Source organism: Pseudoalteromonas sp. SCSIO 43210 (assembly GCF_054133285.1).
Map to the genome: position 1 here is coordinate 3,729,743 of NZ_CP087225.1, position 22,600 is coordinate 3,752,342.

16 protein-coding genes and 5 tRNA genes are annotated in these 22,600 nt (G+C 38.6%); 5 read left to right on the forward strand and 16 right to left on the reverse strand.

Annotated features, from left to right (window positions below):
• Nucleotides 1-103 precede the first annotated feature (103 nt).
• From tig to LOS73_RS16215, 6 genes are all read right to left on the reverse strand, one after another.
• On the reverse strand, nucleotides 104-1,408 hold the full coding sequence (tig, locus tag LOS73_RS16190; protein ID WP_457933987.1) for a trigger factor: 1,305 nt from the start codon (nucleotides 1,406-1,408) through the stop codon (nucleotides 104-106).
• A gap of 377 nt (nucleotides 1,409-1,785) precedes the next feature.
• Nucleotides 1,786-1,862 (reverse strand) — tRNA-Pro (locus tag LOS73_RS16195).
• A gap of 68 nt (nucleotides 1,863-1,930) precedes the next feature.
• Nucleotides 1,931-2,007, reverse strand: a tRNA-Pro gene (locus LOS73_RS16200).
• 14 nt (nucleotides 2,008-2,021) lie between these two features.
• Nucleotides 2,022-2,097: transfer RNA gene (locus LOS73_RS16205), tRNA-His, on the reverse strand.
• A 23-nt stretch (nucleotides 2,098-2,120) separates the two neighbouring features.
• A tRNA-Arg gene (locus tag LOS73_RS16210) sits at nucleotides 2,121-2,197 on the reverse strand.
• 57 nt (nucleotides 2,198-2,254) lie between these two features.
• A tRNA-Pro gene (locus tag LOS73_RS16215) sits at nucleotides 2,255-2,331 on the reverse strand.
• A 352-nt stretch (nucleotides 2,332-2,683) separates the two neighbouring features.
• On the opposite strand from LOS73_RS16215, the gene folD reads away from it, so the two are divergent.
• On the forward strand, nucleotides 2,684-3,538 hold the full coding sequence (folD, locus tag LOS73_RS16220; RefSeq protein WP_002958348.1) for a bifunctional methylenetetrahydrofolate dehydrogenase/methenyltetrahydrofolate cyclohydrolase FolD: 855 nt from the start codon (nucleotides 2,684-2,686) through the stop codon (nucleotides 3,536-3,538).
• Between the two features lie 72 nt (nucleotides 3,539-3,610).
• On the opposite strand, the gene cysS is transcribed toward folD, so the two are convergent.
• The gene (gene cysS / locus LOS73_RS16225; RefSeq protein WP_096792695.1) at nucleotides 3,611-4,990 is read right to left on the reverse strand and encodes a cysteine--tRNA ligase; all 1,380 of its coding nucleotides are present in this window, start codon (nucleotides 4,988-4,990) and stop codon (nucleotides 3,611-3,613) included.
• Nucleotides 4,991-5,145: 155 nt separating this feature from the next.
• On the opposite strand from cysS, the gene LOS73_RS16230 reads away from it, so the two are divergent.
• The 3 genes from LOS73_RS16230 (at nucleotide 5,146) to LOS73_RS16240 (ending at nucleotide 7,304) form a co-directional block, all read left to right on the forward strand.
• Entirely contained in the window at nucleotides 5,146-5,637 is a 492-nt protein-coding gene (locus LOS73_RS16230) for a peptidylprolyl isomerase (protein WP_096792694.1), read from the forward strand.
• An 89-nt stretch (nucleotides 5,638-5,726) separates the two neighbouring features.
• Nucleotides 5,727-6,464 (forward strand): UDP-2,3-diacylglucosamine diphosphatase, encoded by a 738-nt coding sequence (locus LOS73_RS16235; protein WP_007376848.1) that lies wholly within the window; start codon nucleotides 5,727-5,729, stop codon nucleotides 6,462-6,464.
• Between the two features lie 54 nt (nucleotides 6,465-6,518).
• On the forward strand, nucleotides 6,519-7,304 hold the full coding sequence (locus LOS73_RS16240; protein WP_457933988.1) for a substrate-binding periplasmic protein: 786 nt from the start codon (nucleotides 6,519-6,521) through the stop codon (nucleotides 7,302-7,304).
• Here LOS73_RS16240 and miaE read toward each other — a convergent pair whose 3' ends face one another.
• Nucleotides 7,305-8,072 (reverse strand): tRNA isopentenyl-2-thiomethyl-A-37 hydroxylase MiaE, encoded by a 768-nt coding sequence (miaE, locus tag LOS73_RS16245; RefSeq protein WP_007376850.1) that lies wholly within the window; start codon nucleotides 8,070-8,072, stop codon nucleotides 7,305-7,307.
• Between the two features lie 205 nt (nucleotides 8,073-8,277).
• Here miaE and LOS73_RS16250 point away from each other — a divergent pair, with 205 nt between their 5' ends.
• Nucleotides 8,278-8,877 (forward strand): Yip1 family protein, encoded by a 600-nt coding sequence (locus tag LOS73_RS16250; RefSeq protein WP_007376851.1) that lies wholly within the window; start codon nucleotides 8,278-8,280, stop codon nucleotides 8,875-8,877.
• A 274-nt stretch (nucleotides 8,878-9,151) separates the two neighbouring features.
• Here LOS73_RS16250 and purF read toward each other — a convergent pair whose 3' ends face one another.
• The 8 genes from purF to LOS73_RS16290 form a co-directional block, all read right to left on the reverse strand.
• Nucleotides 9,152-10,678, reverse strand: coding sequence for an amidophosphoribosyltransferase (gene purF / locus LOS73_RS16255; RefSeq protein ID WP_007376852.1), 1,527 nt, complete (start codon nucleotides 10,676-10,678; stop codon nucleotides 9,152-9,154).
• Between the two features lie 18 nt (nucleotides 10,679-10,696).
• Entirely contained in the window at nucleotides 10,697-11,191 is a 495-nt protein-coding gene (locus LOS73_RS16260) for a CvpA family protein (protein WP_007376853.1), read from the reverse strand.
• Nucleotides 11,192-11,386: 195 nt separating this feature from the next.
• Nucleotides 11,387-12,022: an SPOR domain-containing protein gene (locus LOS73_RS16265; RefSeq protein WP_457933989.1), complete on the reverse strand. Its 636-nt coding sequence runs from the start codon at nucleotides 12,020-12,022 to the stop codon at nucleotides 11,387-11,389.
• An 11-nt stretch (nucleotides 12,023-12,033) separates the two neighbouring features.
• Nucleotides 12,034-13,299: a bifunctional tetrahydrofolate synthase/dihydrofolate synthase gene (folC, locus tag LOS73_RS16270; RefSeq protein ID WP_457933990.1), complete on the reverse strand. Its 1,266-nt coding sequence runs from the start codon at nucleotides 13,297-13,299 to the stop codon at nucleotides 12,034-12,036.
• A 25-nt stretch (nucleotides 13,300-13,324) separates the two neighbouring features.
• Nucleotides 13,325-14,200, reverse strand: coding sequence for an acetyl-CoA carboxylase, carboxyltransferase subunit beta (gene accD, locus LOS73_RS16275; RefSeq protein ID WP_007376856.1), 876 nt, complete (start codon nucleotides 14,198-14,200; stop codon nucleotides 13,325-13,327).
• A 155-nt stretch (nucleotides 14,201-14,355) separates the two neighbouring features.
• The gene (truA, locus tag LOS73_RS16280; protein WP_007376857.1) at nucleotides 14,356-15,150 is read right to left on the reverse strand and encodes a tRNA pseudouridine(38-40) synthase TruA; all 795 of its coding nucleotides are present in this window, start codon (nucleotides 15,148-15,150) and stop codon (nucleotides 14,356-14,358) included.
• Between the two features lie 148 nt (nucleotides 15,151-15,298).
• Nucleotides 15,299-21,202 (reverse strand): FimV/HubP family polar landmark protein, encoded by a 5,904-nt coding sequence (locus LOS73_RS16285; RefSeq protein ID WP_457933991.1) that lies wholly within the window; start codon nucleotides 21,200-21,202, stop codon nucleotides 15,299-15,301.
• A 353-nt stretch (nucleotides 21,203-21,555) separates the two neighbouring features.
• The gene (locus LOS73_RS16290) at nucleotides 21,556-22,572 is read right to left on the reverse strand and encodes an aspartate-semialdehyde dehydrogenase (protein WP_007377758.1); all 1,017 of its coding nucleotides are present in this window, start codon (nucleotides 22,570-22,572) and stop codon (nucleotides 21,556-21,558) included.
• Nucleotides 22,573-22,600: the final 28 nt, after the last annotated feature.

Genomic DNA, 22,600 nt, shown 5'->3' on the forward strand with positions numbered 1-22,600 from the left:
TTTCGCAAATTAAAGGCCAAAAACTAAAATGGCCCGGGCACGCTGTATAAACAGAGTAGCACGAGCCATTTAATCGTTAGCGAGAGCTTAAGTCAATGACTTATTAAGCACCTTGCTGTGGATTCATGATGTCATCAAATGCTTTTTCAACGTCAGTTACAACTGCTTTAGCTAAAATAGCTTCAACAGCTTGCTCTTCCATTGCTACATTACGCATTTGCTGCATAAGTTGATCATTTGCTTTGTAGTATTCTACTACTTCAGTTGGATCTTCGTATGCAGAAGCAACTGTTGCGATTAATGCTTCAACTTTAGAATCATCAACTTTAATCTCGTTAGCTTTGATCACTTCACCTAATAAAAGGCCAGTTTTAACACGTGTTACAGCTTGCTCATGGAACAATTCAGCAGGAAGCTCAGGCATATTTTTAGCATCACCACCAAAACGTTGAGCCGCTTGCTGACGTAGTGCATCAACTTCTTGATCAACAAGCGCTTTAGGCACTTCAATTTCGTTGTTAGCTAAAAGACCTTTGATTGCTTGGTCTTTAACACTTGCTTTAACCGCTTGGTCTAGCTCACGTGTCATGTTCTTTTTAACTTCTTCTTTAAGCGCGTCTACGCCGCCTTCGGTAACACCGAATTTAGTTGCAAACTCTTCGCTTAATTCTGGTAATTCTTGCGCTTCAACTTTTTTCACTGTGATAGTGAATTGAGCCGCTTTACCTTTTAAGTTTTCAGCGTGGTAATCATCAGGGAACTTTACATCAGCAACTACTTCTTCGCCTGCTTTTTTACCTACGATGTTATCTTCAAAACCTGGGATCATACGACCTTGACCAAGTTCTAATGGGAAGTCTTCAGCCTTGCCGCCTTCAAATACTTCACCGTCGATAGTACCTACGAAATCAACTGTTACACGGTCGTTTTCGCCAGCAGCTGCATCAACATCAGCCCACGCTGCATGTTGCTTACGAAGTGTTTCTAGCATGTTAGCTAAATCTTCGTCAGTTACTGTTACCGCTGGTTTCTCAACAGTAATCTTATCTAAACCTTGAACTTCAACTTCAGGGTAAACTTCAAACGTTGCTGAAAACTCTAAATCTTTACCTGCTTCAAGTGATTTAGGAGCGAATGTAGGCGCGCCAGCTGGATTGATTTTTTCAGAAACGATTGCTTCGTAAAAATTACGTTGCATTACTTCGCCAGCAACTTCTTGACGAACTGCAGGGCCAAAACGCTTGTTAATTACAGATACTGGAACTTTACCAGCACGGAAACCATCTATACGCTGTGTTTTTGACAGTTGTTGTAGGCGTTTTTTTACTTCGGTCTCAACGTTCTCTGAAGGAACGGTGATAGTTATACGGCGCTCAAGGCCTTGGGTCGTCTCAACAGAAACTTGCATGATTTACCTCAATATTCAATTTTGGCGATTGTTCGCCTTCCTTACAAACAAAGTGATCTGCATGAGTCTTGATAAAGTTTAAGCGGTTTTTCACACTTAAAAGCATCCGTCGCTACCATGAGATACCATTGCTGCTTTGCCCTTCGGGCACTATGTTAAACAATAGACGCGGCATTATAACCTAATATTTATGATAGTCGAGTATAGGGCGCAATTATTTGGACTAGATATGGGACTATAGAAGCTAACTGAATAAAAAACAGACTAACTAAGCGTTAGATGAAATGAAATACAAATTATTTAATATAATTATAGGTTAACGTGTATTGATTTATAATATTAGAGGATTTTATTTACTAATCTTACTAGATAAGAAATGGTCGGCGATGCAGGATTTGAACCTGCGACCCCTTGGACCCAAACCAAGTGCGCTACCAAACTGCGCTAATCGCCGACATTGAAGAATTAACTTCTTTTTCATACTGAACACTTAAACTGAGAGCTTAAGACCATTTTAAGAAATGGTCGGCGATGCAGGATTTGAACCTGCGACCCCTTGGACCCAAACCAAGTGCGCTACCAAACTGCGCTAATCGCCGATATTCGTTGTAAATGGGGTGACTGATGGGGCTCGAACCCACGACAACCGGAATCACAATCCGGGGCTCTACCAACTGAGCTACAATCACCGCTATATTTACATGTTTTCAAATGGTGCACCCAGAAGGATTCGAACCTTCGACCCACGCCTTAGAAGGGCGTTGCTCTATCCAGCTGAGCTATGGGCGCATCGAAAACTTCGTAGTTTACCAATAAGCTATTCGATTATAATAAATTATAAAAAAATGGTCGGCGATGCAGGATTTGAACCTGCGACCCCTTGGACCCAAACCAAGTGCGCTACCAAACTGCGCTAATCGCCGATACTTACTATTGTTTGCGAGTGACCTCGTTGACAACGGGGTGCATAATAGTGATTTGACGGGGTTAGGTCAAACGTTTTTTTTATTAAATCAATCAAGTGTTCATTTTTAGTGCACAATGGTTAAATATTATAATAGAAGACTGAATTTTAAACTATTTAACCACTCAAGTACTATATAACTTAAAAGCAACTTGGCGCTGCAATGCTTTTCTGCGAAAATAGTAGGCACATTATAAAACGAGTTAAATAAAGACTGTATTTTCTTTATTAGCATTTTTACCCCTATTTTATTATGCATTCGTTTTTAGAGTATCGGTATCGAGTTAATTAACCCCAATTAAAGGTCACCCATGACGGCAAACATCATTGATGGTAAGGCAATCGCAAAACAAGTACGTAGCGCTGTAGCAGAACGCGTAAGTGAGCGTGTAGCAAATGGTTTACGTGCACCAGGACTTGCAGTAGTACTTGTAGGACTTGATCCAGCAAGCCAAGTTTACGTTGGTTCAAAACGTAAAGCCTGTGAAGAAGTAGGTTTTATTTCTAAATCATTTGATTTACCTGCGGACACACAAGAGCAAACTCTTTTAGATTTAATTGACGAGCTAAATAATGATGCCGAAGTTGATGGAATTTTAGTGCAGTTACCACTGCCCAAAGGTCTTGATGCTGAAAAGATTTTAGAACGTATTACCCCACATAAAGATGTTGATGGATTTCATCCATATAACATTGGCCGATTAGCACAACGTATGCCTGCTCTTCGCCCATGTACGCCAAAAGGTATTATTACATTACTTGATTCTACGGGCGTACGTTATAAAGGTATGCATGCAGTTGTCGTTGGCGCATCAAATATTGTGGGTCGTCCAATGTCGTTAGAGCTTTTATTAGCCGGTTGTACAACCACAGTATGCCATAAGTTTACTCAAGACTTAGAAACGCATGTTCGCCGCGCTGACTTATTAGTTGTGGCTGTCGGTAAACCTGAATTTATACCTGGAGATTGGATAAAAGAAGGCGCTATAGTCATCGATGTAGGCATTAACCGTTTAGATACGGGTAAATTAGTCGGTGATGTTCAATACAGTGTGGCTGAACAAAAAGCGCATTTTATTACACCTGTACCAGGTGGCGTTGGCCCGATGACGGTCGCAAGCTTAATTGAAAACACACTTGAAGCGTGTGAGAAATATCACAGCTAAGCTGTTAAAAAATCAAAAAAGGGTTGCCATTTGGCAACCCTTTTTTAGTTGAACGTGAATTACTTTAAACGCTTACGCTTTACGCCACGTTGTTTTACCGGCTGAATCTTCAAGTATTACACCTAACGCATTAAGTGCATCACGAGCTTCATCAGCAGCAGCCCAATCTTTACTAGTACGCGCTTCATTACGTTTTACAATTAATGCTTCAATTGTCGCCACTTCGTCATCATCTTGCCCGCCTTGTAAAAAGGCTTCCGGTGCTTGTTGAGCAACACCCAAAACGTTACCAATACTGCGTAATATAAACGCAAGTTGCCCAGCTTGAACTACGTCACTTTCTTTTACGCGGTTTAACTCTTTAGCAAGTTCGAACAACACAGGTAGTGCTTCTGGTGTATTAAAGTCGTCATCCATCGCTTTTCTAAATTTAGCAACAAACTCATTGCCTTCTAAATCGCATTCTACTGGCTCAACATCACGAAGCGCTGTATAAATACGTTCAAGTGATGAACGCGCTTGGTCTAAATTTTCTTGCGAGTAATTTAATTGGCTACGGTAATGACCTGAAATTAAAAAGTAACGAACAGATTCAGCATCGTATGCTTTTAAAACTTCACGCACTGTAAAGAAATTATCTAACGACTTAGACATTTTTTCTTTATTTACTTGTACCATACCAGTATGTATCCATGTATTTACATACTTGCCGTTGTTTGCACAGCACGACTGGGCAATTTCGTTTTCATGATGTGGAAACTGTAAATCAGACCCCCCACCGTGAATATCAAAATGCTCACCTAAATGCTTTGAGCTCATTGCCGAACATTCAATATGCCAACCAGGACGCCCTTCTCCCCACGGTGATGACCATGATGGTTCACCTGCTTTTGCTTTTTTCCATAACACAAAATCAAGTGGATCGTCTTTATCTTGTGCCACTTCAACGCGAGAACCTGATTGCAACATTGTTAAATCTTGCTGAGAAAGCGCGCCATATTGCTCAAACGTTGATACATCAAACAATACATCGCCATCAGCTGCGACATAGGCATGGCCTTTTTCAATCAAGCGCTTAACCATGACGATAATTTCATCCATATGGCTTGTAACTGTTGGTTCAATATCTGGGCGTAGCATATTTAGGCTATCAAAATCTTCATGCATCGCTTTAGTCATGCGAACAGTTAAGTCGTTTATTGACTCACCATTTTCGTTCGCACGTTTAATTATTTTATCGTCGATATCTGTAATGTTACGAACATATTTTAAATCGTAACCAATATGACGTAAGTAGCGCACAATAACGTCAAAACCAACAAAAGTACGCGCGTGTCCAATATGGCAGTAATCATAAATGGTGATACCACACACATACATGTCGATTTTTCCTTCGACCATCGGTTTAAATTGCTCTTTTTGTCGCGTGAGTGTGTTGTATATATTTACCATTTACTTTGAGTCCTTGACTATTTACTTGAACAGTTATGTTACCACTTGAAAAGCCCCTGCTCTAGCGCTTTATAACAAACCAAACATCTACTTTGTTAATCTTAGCCAACTACGATAAAATAGCGCCAATATTTAAACCGGATATAGGAAAACACATGGTTGTTCTACACACTAATTTTGGTGACATCACCATTAAAATGTTTGAGCAAGAAGCTCCAAACACAGTTAAAAACTTTTTAGAGTATGCAAATGCTGATTTTTTCAACGGCACTATCTTTCATCGTGTAATCGATGGTTTTATGGTTCAAGGCGGTGGTTTTGTTCCAGGTATGGAACAAAAAGAAGTAAACGACCCAATTCAGAATGAAGCTAATAATGGCCTGTCTAATAAAGTAGGCACTTTAGCTATGGCACGTACACCTGATCCTCATTCAGCTACAGCACAGTTTTTCATTAACGTGAACAACAACGACTTTTTAAACCACAGCAGCGAAACATCGCAAGGTTGGGGTTATTGTGTTTTTGCTGAAGTTGTAGAGGGCATGGACGTAGTCAATAAGATTAAAGCAGTTGCAACAGGTAGTACTGGTTTTCACCAAGACGTACCTCTTGAAGATGTGATCATCGAAAGCGTTACTGTTAGCTAATAGTACGTTTACCCACGTAATGTGGAGTACCAGCGGGCATTTACGCAATGTGTATACGCCCGCTTTATTTATATCGAAAAGATTGATCTATGACTCACCAAACTTACTTTATTGCAGATTTACATCTAAGCGAAAACCGCCCCGACATTAGCGCTGCATTTTTTGACTTTTTAAATACACATATACTAAATAAAAATGTAGATGCACTTTATATTTTAGGTGATTTTTTTGAAGTTTGGGTTGGAGATGACTACATTACAGCGCTGAGTGCCGATGTAGCAAAGCATTTAAGCGCCGTTAATGATGGTGGGACACCTGTTTATTTTATACATGGCAATCGTGACTTCATTATGCGCAAGCAATATGCTGACATGGCCGGTATGACATTACTTGCTGAACAAACGGTCATTGATTTATATGGTACGCCAACAGTCATTTTACATGGCGACGAAATGTGCACTCAAGATACTGAGTATCAAAACTTTAGAAAAAAGAGCCGTGGTTGGTGGTGGCCAAAACTAATGCTTGCAATGCCGCTTTGGTATCGTAAAAAAATAGCGCGCAACGCCCGCGAAAAAAGTAAGTTAAGTCAAGCTGATAAACCTATCGAAATTTTAGACGTTGTCGATGACGCTGTACTTGCAACCTTTGCCAAACATAACGTTACTAATATGATTCATGGTCATACTCACCGCCCTAATGTTCATACATATAAAATTAATGAACAAACACTTACTCGCACAGTGCTAGGTGACTGGTATACCCAAGGTTCTTATTTAGTGGTCACCCCTAAATCACAAGAGTTAATCAACACGCCTTTCGCATAATTTCGAATTCTGACTACTCTTGTTCAGTAAAGTTTAATAAAAGTGAGGGGCTAAATGATAAAGCTGATAATTTTCATCCTAGTGACTGTTATTCCAACAAAGGCATTATGCGAGCAAACATGGCAAATTGTTACTGAGAACTTTCCCCCATACTTTAGTAATGACTTACCTAAAAACGGCTGGCTCTATGAGATAACCCGCGCGGCCCTTATAACACAAGGTATTAATAGTGAAATAGAATTTACCACATGGGATCGCGCTTTAAAATTATTAGAAAAAAAGAGAAAAACAGCTATTTTAGGCGCTTTTTATTCTGCAAAGCGGAATGAGGTTTTTTATTATTCTCGTCCACTTGCACGTGCCCACACTGGAGTTTTTAAACGAAAAGAAAGTACAATTAATTTTGATGGCACCACTCAATCATTAGTACCTTATAGTATTGGTAAAGAAGGTAGCGCTTTTATAAGCCAAGAATTCACTAGAAACACCGAATTGGCAATCACGTCCACTAAAAGCCTCCCTACTAGCTTATACTTACTGCAACAAGGGCGTATTGATCTGGTCGCAGGCACTAAAGAGGTTGGCAAGTATTGGCTTGAGTACAGTACAGAAGTTAATTTAGATAAGAATAAAATTGAGTACTTGTTACCCGATCTTGCTACTCACAAGTTATATTTAGTTGTTTCTCAATCAAACTATAGAGCTAAAGAATATTTACAAAAGTTTAATAGGGGGATTGATGCAATAGTAGAAAACGGAAGTATTGCTGATATTATGAAAAAACATAATTTCAGCAATGAAAAAATTACTGAATACATTAATTTTTTAAAAGAAAATTAACTAGTTTGACACTGTAGGTACGCCACTATGAAACTTAAAGTCAGTGTCAGTTGTAGAAATTAGTTCTTTTTCTTTTTCACCAAAAAAGTTCACGCGTTCGGTAATATCAAAATCAGCTATTTCTTGCGCTAAAGTTAAATAATCTTGGTAATGACGCGCTTCTGAGCGTAATAACGAAATATAAAAATCACCCAAACGTTTATCAACATGTGGCGCAAGCTTTGCAAAACGCTCACACGAACGTGCCTCAATATAAGCGCCTACTATTAGCTTATCGACTAATGCATCAGGCTCGAATGTTTTAACATGACGAAGCATACCTTTTGCATAACGACACGGTGTAATGCTTTGATACTCTACACCGTACTCGTCCATAATTTCGAGCACTTGATAAAAGTGATGCAGCTCTTCTTTTATTAATAAAACCATTTTATCGATTAGGCCTTGCCCGTATTGTGAGCTAGATTTAGGTATTATTGATTTAGTGAGTTTATTTTTAGCCGCCAGATCGCGCCAGTTACCTTCACGCTTATAAATAAGTGCTTCAAATGGCTTTAGCCATTCAAGTAAGGCATCACTTCCCTCTTTATCAACAGCATATTTACGTATTAAAAACATCGCACTTTGAGCCGCTTTTAATTCACAAATTAAGTGATCTATTAAAATGACTGATAGGTTTTCTTTTTTAATTGCTTGCTCCACCCATTGCTCTGGGGTGGTACACAATAAAAAGTTATTAATCGGCTCTAAAAGTTGGCTGTGTGGCACGTTGACTGCTCATTACTAAATAAATTTGATAGACCATTATTTTAACACGAAATTTTGCTTGGGATAAATCAAAGCCCTAACTTGCGTAAAAGTGTTAATAGCGAGTTAACTTGACTTTGCAAAATAAGTGAACCATAACTGTACATAGACTGTATAAAAATAAACCAACCAAAACAATAATACGTTCCTTTATGGAGTAAATACTATGATACTAAACCATCTTTGGGGAATCTATGCTCATCCCCTAGAAGAGTGGCAAACAATCGATAACCGCCACGAAAGTTTAACCTACAGCTTGTCACATATTTTATTAATTGCTCTGTTCCCCTCAATAATGGGCTACTACTCGTCTGTTTATTTAGGATGGAGTATAGGCGCAGGTGATGCGGTATTTTTAACACACGATAGTGCACTGCTAATTGCAGGCGCGATGTATTTTGCTTTAATAGCGGGCGTATTCGCATTGGCGTATTTAGCCCATTGGATGGCGGTTACATTTGGCTCTAAGCCTACATTTACACAAACACTTGAACTTGCAGCATATACTGCAACTCCAGTGTTTATGTCGGCACTCGCCGCTTTTTGGCCTGTACTTTGGTTTGTAGTGTGTGTTGGAATTATTGCACTGGCTTACTCGGTTTATTTACTCTACACCGGCGTACCAATACTTATGCATATCCCAGAAGAGCGTGGCTTTATTTACGCCAGCTCGGTAGTAACGTGTGGATTAATATTACTGGTTATTATTTTAGCTGTAACAGCTATGCTTTGGACAAATGGGATTGTTAGCCCAATGTTTACTTAATAAAGTTTACCTAATAGAGAGTCGTGTTTGATAGAAATGTTCCCTTTCTTTCCTTCGCAAAAAAGGAGCTAATTAGCTCCTTTTTTTATGTGTAATAATACCAATTTAATTAAAAACATGATCATTCTATCGCATTAAATAACTCACTAACTGCGTTAAAAATTATTCATATAGAACAACTATATGTCACAATTTTTGCCTTGTTATTGTGCTATTTCTTTAGCGCTATAATAGATCACTTATTTAATGCAATTGGTATAATATTTATTAATGATTAATCAGCTTCGTTTTCGTCTTGGTTGTGTATTTCTAAACCTGAAGACATTGCACTTTCGCGGGTGCTTTTTGCTGAATCGTTACGTAGCTTATCGATACGATTTAAATAGTTTTGATCAATATCGCCTGTAATATATTGGCCATCAAATACTGACGTTTCAAACTTAGTAATTTCAGGATTTTCTTGGCTAACCGCAGCAATTAAATCTTTTAGCGATTGAAAGATTAAACCGTCAGAACCAATACTTGCATTAATATCTTCTACTTCACGTCCGTGAGCAATAAGCTCAGCTGCTGAAGGCATATCAATACCGTACACATTAGGGAAGCGTATTTCAGGCGCTGCTGATGCAAAGTAAACGTTTTTAGCGCCAGACTCTCGGGCCATTTCAACAATTTGTGCTGATGTTGTACCACGCACAATTGAGTCATCAACCAATAATACGTTTTTACCTTTAAACTCACGATCAATTGCATTTAGCTTTTGACGTACTGACTTTTTACGCATCTCTTGACCAGGCATGATAAACGTACGACCAATATAACGGTTTTTAACAAAGCCTTGGCGGTATGGTAAATCAAGCACACGTGCGATTTCCAGTGCTACATCACATGACGTTTCTGGGATTGGGATAACGACATCAATATCTTTGTCAGCCCATTCACGTGCAATTTTTTCGCCTAGTTTAGTCCCCATGTTTACGCGTGTTGCATACACAGACATACGGTCTATTGTTGAATCAGGACGTGCAAAATAAACGAATTCAAAAATACATGGCGAGTAAGATGCCTTATCAGCACAACTAAGCGAATGAAATTCACCTTCTTCTGTAACATATATAGCTTCGCCAGGCGCAACATCACGAATAAACTCAAAGCCATCAGGCTTTAACGCAACGCTCTCTGAGGCAAACATGTATTCCGTACCCTTTTCGGTTTCGCGTTTACCAAATACAAGTGGGCGAATACCATTGGGGTCGCGAAAAGCAACAATACCGTGACCGATGATCATAGCAATTGTTGCATAACCACCGCTTACTTTATTATTTACTTCGGTTACCGCAGTAAAAATATCTTCAGGGTCTAAATGCAACTTATCAGATTTACTTAATTCATGTGCCATAACATTAAGTAAAATTTCAGAGTCTGATGTTGTATTAACATGACGACGTGCTTCTGAGAATAACTGCTCTTTTAAAGTTTCTGCATTAGTAAGGTTACCATTATGGGCAAGCGCTATACCAAACGGTGAGTTAACATAAAAAGGCTGTGCTTCAGATGAACTTGAAGATCCTGCGGTAGGATAACGCACATGGCCAAGACCAATTGTACCTTGTAGTCGTTTCATATGACGAGTGTGAAAGGCATCTTTCACTAAGCCATTTGCTTTGCGTAAGCTAAACGTATTATTCTCAATGGTAATGATACCCGCGGCATCTTGACCACGGTGCTGCAAAACAGTTAAGCCATCATAGATCGCCTGGTTAACAGGAGATGTTCCGACTATTCCAACGATACCACACATGTAATTTATCCTCGCCGATTAACGGTTTACTGAATTTAAAAAGCTCGAGTTGTTTTCTAGGTACGAAAAGAACCATTCAACAACAAAGCCAAATTCTGGAATCAAAATAGAATTGCCCCACCAGTGCGTATTGGGTGCACCAGTAAAAGCATCAAGAAAGAAGAGTAACGCGCTCACGACCAACACGCCTCGTAGAGCACCAAACACTATGCCAAAAACACGGTCGGTACCCGATAAACCAGTACGATGTACAAGCTCACCTAAAATATAGTTTAGTAAACCGCCTAACAGTAGCGTCGCAAAGAATAATATGGCTATGGCCGCAGCATTTCTTAAAAGGGGTTCAGAAATGGTTGTTAGGAAGGAAGCTAAATATTGGTAAAACAAGCTAGAGATGATAAAGGCGCCAGCCCATACCGCTAATGACATTGCTTCTTTTACAAAGCCGCGTATTAAACCGATGATGGTAGACAGTGCAATGATGCCAATAATGGCGTAATCAACCCAGATCATAAGAACCAATTAGTCGCTAATTTGGGGCGCATTCTATACCCAAACATCGTTAGTATGCAAGTTTAAACGGGAGAATACTGGGTTGTAGTCAATACAAAAAATTAACATTTTAGAATGGGTATTGCGGGCGAGTGATAATCATAAAAACAAATATTAATAAATAAAAAAGGCTTGTTATACAAGCCTTTTTTATAATTATTTTGTTACTTCGTATTGCGTAACTTTACCATTTAATTTAGTAAGCTTTTTAAGCTGGGGGAGCTGCTTTTGTAATTCACTTTTATCAAGTGAAGGGCCAACAAATACTTTGGTTAATGTCCCATTTGGGGTTTTAATCGGTTTAGTAAACGTTTTAAACCCTTCAACCTTTAGTTTAGCTTGTAATGCTTTTACGTTTGCAACATGTGAAAAACTACCTAATTGAATAACATAAGCCATACTCATTAGGTTTTCATCACTTTTACGCGGTGCAATCGGTTTTGGTTTAGCTTGAACAGGAGTCGTTGGTTTTGCTTTAGGCTCTATGCTTGCTTCAACGACTTTATCCTCTACAGCATAATCACTTTCCACTATTGCATTTTGCTGCTCAAAAGCCTCATCATCAGCTTGAATATCTTCGATTTCATCTTGCTTTAGTGGCTCTGCGTTAGCAACATTTTCATCAATCGACTCTTGAAGATCGATTGTTTTGAACTCAGGGCGATCAGGAATCGCTTTAAAGCCTTCTTTATAATGCACTTTTTCGCCATCGAGTATATTAGGGATAAACACAATTGCTGCGATCACCACTATACTTGTTCCGACTAAGCGATTAATAAAACTTGAGTTCACCGACATCCTCTCTATTTTTTAAAGTAATTAATAGCGCCGGCCACAGTAAAAAAAGAACCAAATACAATCAACATAGTATCACGTTGTTGTTTTGGTAAAATTACACTTAGTGCCTGTGCCACACTATCATAGCTATTGATAGTATTATGATGAGACAATTCCTGCAGTGCATTTTGTAAATTACTTGCAGTGTCGCCTCGCGGGCTACTTAAGCTCGCTAACGACCACTCATCGACCAGGTTGCTTACTTCTTTAAGTACACCGACTTTGTCTTTATCAGCAAGCATAGCGACTAATGCATGAATTTTAAAGCCTTTATCTTTATAGCTTGATAACTTATTGGCTAAATAACGCGCCGACTCAGGGTTATGTGCCACATCTGTAAAGACTAAAGGCTCAGTACTTAACTGCTGAAACCGCCCTTCTACAACTAAATTAGCTAGGCAATCTCTTATTATCTGCACACTAGGTAATAAGTTTAAAACACTTAGCGCAGTTAGCGCAGTGGCTGCATTTTGACACGGTATTGCTGGCTTATCTATTTCAAGATTATGCTGTTTATATTGCCAATTAAAGCTCTCAGCATTTTCTTTGAAAATAAAGTCACTGCCCGACAACGTCATATTGGCATTAATTTCCTTGCCATAATTAGTCATTGTATGAGGAATATTTAAATCCCCGATAATAGCGGGCGTATTTTCACGAAAAATACCGGCTTTATCATAAGCCACCAACTCACGGGTATCACCTAAATACTCTTTATGGTCTAAGTCTATAGTGGTAATCACACTTGCATACGGCGTTACTATATTTGTAGCGTCAAAGCGCCCACCTAAACCAACCTCAAGTAATACATAATCGACGTTACAGCGTTTAAAAATTGCCAATGCCCCCAAAGTACCATATTCAAAATAAGTCAGAGGAGTGTCTTTACGGCCTTGCTCAAGCTGGTGAAAAGCATCTATATGAAATTGGTCTGCCAATTCTTCCCCATTAACTCGTACACGCTCGTTATAACGAATTAAATGTGGAGATGCGTAAGTACCCACGCTAAAACCTTGCGCTAGTAATAGCGACTCTAAGCAACGTGCAGTGGTGCCCTTACCATTTGTACCGGCAATAAGAATAATTTTACTTGGAGTGTTTAAAAGGCCAATATTGTTGGCAACATTAGCAACTCGTTCTAAGCCCATTGCAATGTTAGCAGGGTGAACACTTTCTAAATAAAAAAGCCAATCATCAAGGCTTGATGATTGGCTAGGAATTGTTTTTGTCATAGCGTGTAATCAGTAAAGCTGAAATTTACGCTACTCTATGCTCTTGTTCCGTAGAAGGCAAGTTCATAAATTTAGCTAAAATGCGTGCAAGGGTATCGCGCATTTCACGGCGGTCAATAATCATGTCAATTGCACCGTGTTCTAGCAAAAATTCACTACGCTGAAAACCTTCAGGTAATGTTTCGCGAACAGTTTGCTCGATAACACGAGGACCCGCAAAACCAATTAACGCTTTAGGTTCTGCAACGTTAATATCGCCCAGCATAGCAAGTGATGCAGATACACCACCCATTGTTGGGTCAGTCATTACTGAAATAAACGGAAGGCCTTTTTCAGTCATTTTTGCAAGCGCAGCACTTGTTTTAGCCATTTGCATAAGCGACATAAGCGCTTCTTGCATACGTGCTCCGCCTGATGCAGAAAAACAGATAAGCGGCATATTGTGCTCTAAACATTGATCAACAGCATCAACAAAACGAGCACCAACAACCGAAGCCATTGAACCCCCCATAAATGAGAACTCAAATGCTACCGCTGCCACTGGAATACCTTTTAATCGGCCTTTCATAGCTACAAGTGCATCTTTTTCACCACTTGCTTTTTGGGCTGCACTGATACGGTCAGAGTACTTTTTAGAATCTTTAAACTTAAGAATATCTTTAGGCTCATGTTGTGTACCAAGCTCTTGACGATCACCTTCATCTAAAAAGTGCTCTAGGCGCTTACGGCCACTAACACGCATGTGGTGGTCACACTTAGGACATACGTTTAATGACTTTTCTAATTCAGCTTTATATAAAATTGAATCACACGATGTACACTTAGCCCAAACACCTTCTGGGATTTCTTTACGACCTGATGATTTTGTCGTTTTAGGTAAGATTTTTTCTAGCCAACTCATTTGCAACTCTCTTAATACTGTTCTGTGTCGCGAGCCTGCTAATAGCAATTAGCAGACAAATTTTTTCAATTAAAACATGAATTACACTAACGCGGTATAAAAAACTGGTCTTAGTAGTTAAAAGTGCTCATAAAAAGCACTTATACTAACCTTAATTAAACATCTATATCCGGCAAAAATAAAGGGCCTAAAGGTGTTTGAGGAATATCAAATTGCTCAGGGTAGTCAACATCCACTAAATACAAACCAGCAGCCTTAGCGGTAGCACTGGCCTTTGCGCGTTCTTTACAATCAAGTAGCTCTTTTATCCATATAGGTTGGTGTTTATGCAAACCAACATCCATTAAACTGCCTGTGATATTACGCACCATGTGATGTAAAAACGCATTCGCTTTAATATCAATAATAACGTAAGTACCTTGGCGACGTACCGATAAATGATGAATTGTTCTTGTCGGTGTATTCGCTTGACAATGAATGGCCCTAAAAGAAGTAAAGTCATGTTTGCCAATTAAATACTGACACGCTTCCTGCATTTTGGTTTCATCTAGTTGATGATGGAAATGCGTAACGCCTTCATTTAGTACAGCTCCTCGCAAAGGCGAGTTATAAATAATATAACGATAACGACGTGCTGTAGCACTAAAACGAGCGTGAAAATCATCTGCAACGGGTTGAGCAAAACGAATAGCAATATCTTTAGGCATTAAAGTATTCATACCTAGTGTAAATGCAACCATATCGCGATCGGCCTCAGTGTCAAAGTGTATTACTTGGCCTGTACCGTGTACACCCGCATCTGTACGACCTGCACATATAACTTCAACTGGATGATTACAAATGCGCGACAGCGCCTTTTCTACTTCTTGCTGTACGCTATTTACATGAGATTGACGTTGCCAACCACTATAACGTGCGCCGTTGTATTCAACTCCAAGTGCTACTCGCATAATTACTGCTTTACCTACTGTGCTAATGAACGAGGCATTTTATGCTATCTAACGATGCAATAAAAGGAGACCTGTCGTAATCAAACCAATACACATAAAAAAACCCGTATTTAGCTAAGCCAGATACGGGTTCTTATAAACATTTTAATTATTTTAGTTTAGCTTTTAAACTAAGCGCCTCTTCTTGAACTTCTTCAGGACCTTTGTTAATAACATCCTCAATGACTTTAAGCGCAGAATCAAAATCATCAATTTCAATATAAGCACGCGCTAAATCTAATTTAGCTGAGTAGCCACCACTTTCAGCATCAACATCCGTCGGGTTATCACCGGCAAGTAACGCGTCAAATTCACTCAAGCCAACATCCATATTAACGTCGTTGTAAGGTTCGTGTTCAATTTCTGCGTCGTCACTTTCTTCTAATAATGAATCAATATCTACAAATTCATCATTATCAAGTAGCTCAACATTGTTACTTTGAACAAGCGGTTCTTCAACAACTAACGCCTCATCAACTCCTAAGTCTTCTTTTAGCAAACTGTCAAAATCAACGTCAAACTCACTACTATCTTCAACACTTAATTCTTCTGGTTCAGCTAATTCGTTAAGTAATGAATCAAAATCAGTTTCCGTTAGCTCAGCCATAAACTCATCATCAAGCTCATCATCTGATGCCATATCACTGCTATTAAATAACTCAGTTCGGGTTATTTCAGCTTCACGATCGGCATTCGTTTGCTCACCAGCGAGCTCATTAGAAAGCGCTTCATCTGGGTTTTCCGAAATCATAGTTTCAGAGCCTGCGGTGCTTTCTAATTCAGCATCAAGTTCCGTAAAATCATTATCAAGTAACAGCTCGTTGTCAAAATCATCATCCAAGTTATTTAAATCGTTTCCAGCTGAGAGCGCATTCATTAAGTCTTGTTCGGTTTGACTCGGTAATGAATGTGTTGGTTCGTCATCTAAATTTACCGATAATTCATCGCTATCAGCATCATCCTCTACATTAAGAGCTTCATCTATTTCAGCGTTTGAATTATTTTGTGGCTCAGCATCAATTGCTAAATCTGTATCAAGCTGCGCAGAATCATTATCGAGTAATAATTCGTCGTCCGGCTCTGTAGGTTGAGTTTCTTCAAACTCGGGAGTTTCAGATTCATTAACCGTAATAGCATCATCTAAGTTTATCGGTAATTCATCGCTATCTGTATCAAGCTCCGTAAAGTCATTATCAAGCAATAATTCATCGTCAAAATCATCATCTAAGCTATTTAAATCATTTTCAGCTGAGAGCGCATTCATTAAGTCTTGTTCGGTTTGACTCGGTAATGAATGTGTTGGTTCGTCATCTAAATTTACCGATAATTCATCGTTATCCTCTACATTAAGAGCTTCATCTATTTCAGCGTTTGAATTATTTTGTGGCTCAGCATCAATTGCTAAATCTGTATCAAACTGTGCAGAATCATTATCGAGTAATAATTCGTCGTCCGGCTCTGTAGGTTGAGTTTCTTCAAGCTCGGGAGTTTCAGGTTCGTTAACCGAAATATCAGCATCTAAATTTACCGATAACTCATCGTTATCCTCTACATTAAGAGCTTCATCTATTTCAGCGTTTGAATTATTTTGAGGTTCAGCATCAATTGCTAAATCTGTATCAAGCTGAGCAGAATCATTATCTAAATTTACCGATAATTCATCGCTATCTTCTACATTAAGAGTTTCATCTATTTCAGCGTTTGAATTATTTTGAGGTTCAGCATCATTGACTAAATCTGTATCAAGCTGCGCAGAATCATTATCGAGTAATAATTCGTCGTCCGGCTCTGTAGGTTGAGTTTCTTCAAGCTCGGGAGTTTCAGATTCATTAACCGCAATATCAGCATCTGAATTTACCGATAACTCATCGTCATCCTCTACATTAAGAGCTTCATCTATTTCAGCGTTTGAATTATTTTGAAGTTCAGCATCATTAACTAAATCTGTATCAAGCTGAGCAGAATCATTATCGAGTAATAATTCGTCGTCAGGTTCTAAAGGTTGACTTTTTTCAAGCTCTGGAGTTTCAGATTCATTAACCGTACTAGCATCATCTAAATTTATCGGTAATTCATCGCTATCTGTATCAAGCTCCGTAAAGTCATTATCAAGCAATAATTCATCGTCAAAATCATCATCTAAGCTATTTAAATCATTTTCAGTTGAAAGTGCATTCGCTAAATTTTGCTCTGTTTGACTCGGTAATGAGGGTTTTGGTTCGTCATCTAAATTTAGTGATAATTCATCATCATTGATTAGATCTGTATCAAGCTCAGTAAAATCATTATCAAGTAATAATTCGTCGTCAGGTTCTAAAGGTTGACTTTTTTCAAGCTCTGGAGTTTCAGATTCATTAACCGTAATATCATCATCTAAGCTTATCGGTAATTCATCATTATCGAATTCGTCAAGGTTTTCACCTATTTGACTGTTTTGTGGTTCAGCATCAATTGCTAGATCTTTATCAAGTTCAGTAAAGTCATTATCGAGTAACAGCTCATCGTCTAAATCATCCTCGAGGCTATCTAAATCGCTTCCTTGCGCAAGTGCACTCGCTAAATCTTGTTCAGTTTGACTTGCTATAACTTGTTTAGTCTCAGATTTTAAATCAATATCTTGCGTAGACTCAACATCTTGTTCATCAGTAGCACCTGAGTAAGGTTCGTCTATATCTAATTCAGTATATTCGTCTGAATTTTCATCACTCACTACCATATTGGTATCTGAATGTTCAGGTAATCGATTTGTGCTTGCATCATCTGCTAATGGATCATCACCTAAATCAATTTCAACTTCTTCAATATCATTATCTAAATCTTCTAAAGACCACTCTGGCGTTTCAATATAATCATCTTCTACCTGCTGTAACTCATTTAAGAGTTCATCAACACTTTTTAGTTCGTCATCATTGTATTCTTCTAGTGCATCTTCTGGATCAAGTAAGGTCTCTGAAGTATCTGAAAAATCATCTAGGTCTGCCGCAAGTTCAGGCTCTTCTATAAGCGCAGGCTCTTCTAAAAGCGCAGGTTCTTCTGCAAGTTCAGGTTCTTCTGCAAGTTCAGGCTCTTCTACAAGTTCAGGCTCTTCTACAAGTGCAGGCTCTTCTACAAGTTCAGGTTCTTCTGCAAGTTCAGGCTCTTCTAGAAGTTCAGGCTCTTGTTCAAGTTCAGGCTCTTCTTCAAGTTCAGGCTCTTCTTCAAGTTCAGGCTCTTCTTCAAGTTCAGGCTCTTCTGCAAGTTCAGGCTCTTCTGCAAGTTCAGGTTCTTCTACAAGTTCAGGTTCTTCTACAAGTTCAGGCTCTTCTACAAGTTCAGGTTCTTCTAAAAGCGCCGGCTCTTCTTCAAGTTCAGGTTCTTCTACAAGTTCAGGCTCTCCTGCAAGTTCAGGCTCTTCTAAAAGTTCGGGCTCTTCTGCAAGTTCAGGCTCTTCTTCAAGCTCAGGCTTTTCGTCAAGTTCAGGCTCTTCTACAAGTTCAGGCTCTTCTGCAAGTTCAGGCTCATCTACAAGTTCACGCTCTTCTGCAAGTTCAGGTTCTTCTACAAGTTCAGGTTCTTCTACAAGTTCAGGCTCTTCTACAAGTTCAGGCTCTTCTACAAGTTCAGGTTCTTCTAAAAGCGCCGGCTCTTCTTCAAGTTCAGGTTCTTCTACAAGTTCAGGCTCTTCTGCAAGTTCAGGCTCTTCTACAAGTTCAGGCTCTTCTGCAAGTTCAGGCTCATCTACAAGTTCAGGCTCTTCAATTAATGTAGATGCTAGTGACTCTACATCAGCAACATTTAATTCTTCCTGCGCTTCGGCTAAATCATCGGCAGAATCGGCTAATGCCACATTAATATCAGAGTCACGCTTTTCAGTCTCAGCTTCTTCATCTGCGGATTCATCAATTAAACTATCAATACCATCTAAATCAAAATCATCTTTTTCTTCGACTAACGCATCAGCTGCACTGTCATCCCCAGCGTCGTCAATTAAACTATCAATATCATCTAAATCAAAATCATCATTTTCTTCGACTAACGCATCAGCAGCACTGTCATCCGCAGCGTCATCAATTAAACTATCAATATCATCTAAATCAAAATCATCATTTTCTTCGACTAACGCATCAGCCGCACTGTCATCCGCAGCGTCATCAATTAAACTATCAATATCATCTAAATCAAAATCATCATTTTCTTCGACTAACGCATCAACAGCACTTTCATCCGCAGCGTCATCAATTAAACTATCAATATCGTCTAAATCGAAGTCGTCACTTTCTTCGACTAAGGCTTCATCAACGCTATCGTCTGTAGCCTGGTCAATTAAGCTATCAATGTCGTCTAAATCAAAATCATCTTTTTCTTCGACTAACGCATCAGGTGCAATGTCATCCGCAGCGTCATCAATTAAACTATCAATATCATCTAAATCAAAATCATCACTTTCTTCGACTAAGACTTCATCAACGCTATCGTCTGTAGCTTGATCAATTAAGCTATCAATATCGTCTAAATCAAAATCATCTTTTTCACTTGAAAGACTATCTTCTGTATTATCTAAATCTGATTCAGTATTTGTTTGATCTAATAAGTCATCAATATCAAAATCATCATCTTCAGCGAGTTCTTCGCTAAGGGCGGCCATTTCATCATTCGATTCTAAGCTATTATCTTCTTCTATATCGTTTGTTTGTGGTGAGTCAAACTCCGATAAGCCATCATCTTCATTAAATAAACTATCTAAATCATCATTACTTAAAATATCATCACTATTTGATGATTCTAGTGGCGAATCTAAATCAATATCACCTTCTGAGCTATCATCAGGTGATTTATCGAAATCTTGTTGCATGAAAATATCAAGTTCATCGTCTTCAATATTTTCATCGTCAAAAACAATATCATCGCTTAATAAACTTTCTAATTCATCCTGATCAAGTAGGCTATCAGACTCAGTAAAGTCCTCTAGGCTGTCATCAAAAGCAATATCATCATCCGGTAATGGGGTATCATCGTCCGGTAAGATATCATTTTCTAAACTATCATCTAGCTGAATACTTAAGTCATCAAGTGGTTCCGGGACGATAGGGTCTTCAATATTTTGAGTATCTAAATCGTCATCGTTTGCGTAGGTAGGTGTTTGTGGTAAAAAATCATCGTCGCTTTGGACATCATCTTTACTAGCCCGCTTGCGTAAGAACATCACAACAGCAAAAACAATCAATAACCCAGGAATAACCATCAATAATCCAAGAACAAAAGGATTAGATAAAAAAGATCCCAGATCAAATTCAGCTTCTGGCTCTATTTTCTCAGCCTTTTGCTGTTCTATCATTTCATTTTGTTTAATTATTAGTTCTTTTAACTGTTGCTGTATTTCACTGTCTTGACCGAGCTGCATACGCACATTTTCAAGCTCTTTGGAGATGCCCGTAAGCTGTTTTTTTAAATTATTATTTTCAACTAAAATTTCTTCTACGTTATCAACTGAACTTTTAAATTGTTGTTGAAGCTCAACTAACTTACTAGTTTGATCTGTTTTAATTTCTTTAATTTCTTTTTGTAATTCTTTTTTTGCGTCATCTACATCAACTTTACGAGCTTGAGTAACTTGAGTTTGAGCTGAATTAATTTCACTTTGCGTAAGCGTACCGTTTTTTTTCTTTTCCCATAACGCATCATCTTGTTCAGAACGTTGTTTAGCGAGTTGTGTATTAACATTTCTAATTTCAGCTAGAGTAGGAATTTTTAAATAGGCACCACTTTGCATGTGGTTAAGGTTTTGCTCTAAAAATGAATTAGGATTTTTGTTATACAAAGCCTGCATAACTTGATAAATGCTAACCGAGTTGTCCGGGCGTACCTTAGCCGCTATACGCCAAAGCGTATCCGTCGGTTTTATTGGCCCAATAGATCGCCCTTGCGCACCATAGTCAGCGCCCTTTGGCCCCTTTAACTGGGTACTGTCTTGAGAGTAAACTGATGTTACTATCAATGCAGACGCTAATATAATAAGTGTAGCTAAACCGCGCATGCTGATCCTTTAATGTTTAAATGTTAACGCAGCACCGAGAAAGTTAAGTGCATAAACATTGATTAATCTTGCTTTTATCAGTCAAATGACTGATTCACATTTGTTATTACAATCTATTTTTGTTGCAAGCTCTATTCCAATTACAAACTATAAACCAGTTCAGGAGTAATATCCATTGCAACACATTGAAAATAAATACCTAAAAACATTATTAATAATATAAATTTATCGAGGATTATCAGTAGGTTTATATACTTCGTGAGATAAGTGGCAAAAAAATGGCGGTAACCCGAATAAAAAGCGGCAAACAATTGGTGCTTACCGCTTCTAAACTAATCGTTAGCTATAAAATATTACATGTAATTAGCAATAAGTTCTTCTGCAATTTGTATACTGTTAGTTGCAGCGCCTTTACGCGTGTTGTCACTTACAACCCACATATTTAAACCATGAGGGTGCGAGATATCAGCTCGTAAACGACCAATATAAACAGTGTCATTTCCACTTGCATCAGATACTGCCGTTGGATAATCACCTTCATCGTCAATCAACTCAACACCAGGGGCATCTTTTAAAAGTTGCTTAACATGCTCAAAGTCATAAGGCATACGCGTTTCAATATTAATTGATTCAGAATGTCCAAAAAATACAGGCACACGTACGCATGTAGGATTTACAGCAATAGTCGTATCACCCAAAATTTTATGGGTTTCATTTACCATTTTCATTTCTTCGCGTGTGTAGCCGTTCTCTTCAAAGCTATCAATTTGAGGAATAACGTTAAATGCTATTTGCTTTGGAAAAACTTTATTATCCATAGGACGAGCATTCATTAAATTAGCAGTTTGTTTTGCAAGTTCATCAACCGCTTCTTTACCTGCGCCCGATACAGCTTGGTAAGTAGATACATTGATACGGTCTATTCCGTAAGCATCATAAATTGGTTTAAGTGCTAGCATCATCTGAATAGTTGAACAGTTAGGGTTAGCGATAATATTACGATTTCTAAAATCAGCTAGGCTTGAAGCATTAACTTCTGGCACTACTAATGGGATTTCAAAATCATTTCTAAAGTGTGATGTGTTATCAATTACAATACAACCGGCGTCTGCTGCAATAGGTGCATATTTTTCAGATACACTGCCACCAGCAGAAAACAAACCTATGTGCGCTTGGCTAAAGTCAAAGCCTTCAACGTCTAATACTTCAATGGTCTCACCACGAAACTTTATATCTTCACCCGCGCTGCGGCTGCTAGCAAGTAAAAAAAGCTGATCAACAGGAAACTTACGATCTGCTAGCGTTTCAATGATTTGACGGCCTACTAAACCAGTAGCGCCAAGTACGGCAACGTTATATTTTTGCGACATATTTCTTCCTCTATAAACGACATTAAAA

Excerpts from the sequence above, each read along its gene's own strand:
- tig (WP_457933987.1), bottom strand. The coding sequence starts at position 1,408 with ATGCAAGTTTCTGTTGAGACGACCCAAGGCCTTGAGCGCCGTATAACT.
- purF (WP_007376852.1), bottom strand. The coding sequence starts at position 10,678 with ATGTGTGGTATCGTTGGAATAGTCGGAACATCTCCTGTTAACCAGGCG.
- LOS73_RS16230 (WP_096792694.1), top strand. The coding sequence starts at position 5,146 with ATGGTTGTTCTACACACTAATTTTGGTGACATCACCATTAAAATGTTT.
- LOS73_RS16290 (WP_007377758.1), bottom strand. The coding sequence starts at position 22,572 with ATGTCGCAAAAATATAACGTTGCCGTACTTGGCGCTACTGGTTTAGTA.
- accD (WP_007376856.1), bottom strand. The coding sequence starts at position 14,200 with ATGAGTTGGCTAGAAAAAATCTTACCTAAAACGACAAAATCATCAGGT.
- LOS73_RS16250 (WP_007376851.1), top strand. The coding sequence starts at position 8,278 with ATGATACTAAACCATCTTTGGGGAATCTATGCTCATCCCCTAGAAGAG.
- folD (WP_002958348.1), top strand. The coding sequence starts at position 2,684 with ATGACGGCAAACATCATTGATGGTAAGGCAATCGCAAAACAAGTACGT.
- LOS73_RS16240 (WP_457933988.1), top strand. The coding sequence starts at position 6,519 with ATGATAAAGCTGATAATTTTCATCCTAGTGACTGTTATTCCAACAAAG.
- LOS73_RS16235 (WP_007376848.1), top strand. The coding sequence starts at position 5,727 with ATGACTCACCAAACTTACTTTATTGCAGATTTACATCTAAGCGAAAAC.
- LOS73_RS16260 (WP_007376853.1), bottom strand. The coding sequence starts at position 11,191 with ATGATCTGGGTTGATTACGCCATTATTGGCATCATTGCACTGTCTACC.
- folC (WP_457933990.1), bottom strand. The coding sequence starts at position 13,299 with ATGACAAAAACAATTCCTAGCCAATCATCAAGCCTTGATGATTGGCTT.
- LOS73_RS16285 (WP_457933991.1), bottom strand. The coding sequence starts at position 21,202 with ATGCGCGGTTTAGCTACACTTATTATATTAGCGTCTGCATTGATAGTA.
- cysS (WP_096792695.1), bottom strand. The coding sequence starts at position 4,990 with ATGGTAAATATATACAACACACTCACGCGACAAAAAGAGCAATTTAAA.
- truA (WP_007376857.1), bottom strand. The coding sequence starts at position 15,150 with ATGCGAGTAGCACTTGGAGTTGAATACAACGGCGCACGTTATAGTGGT.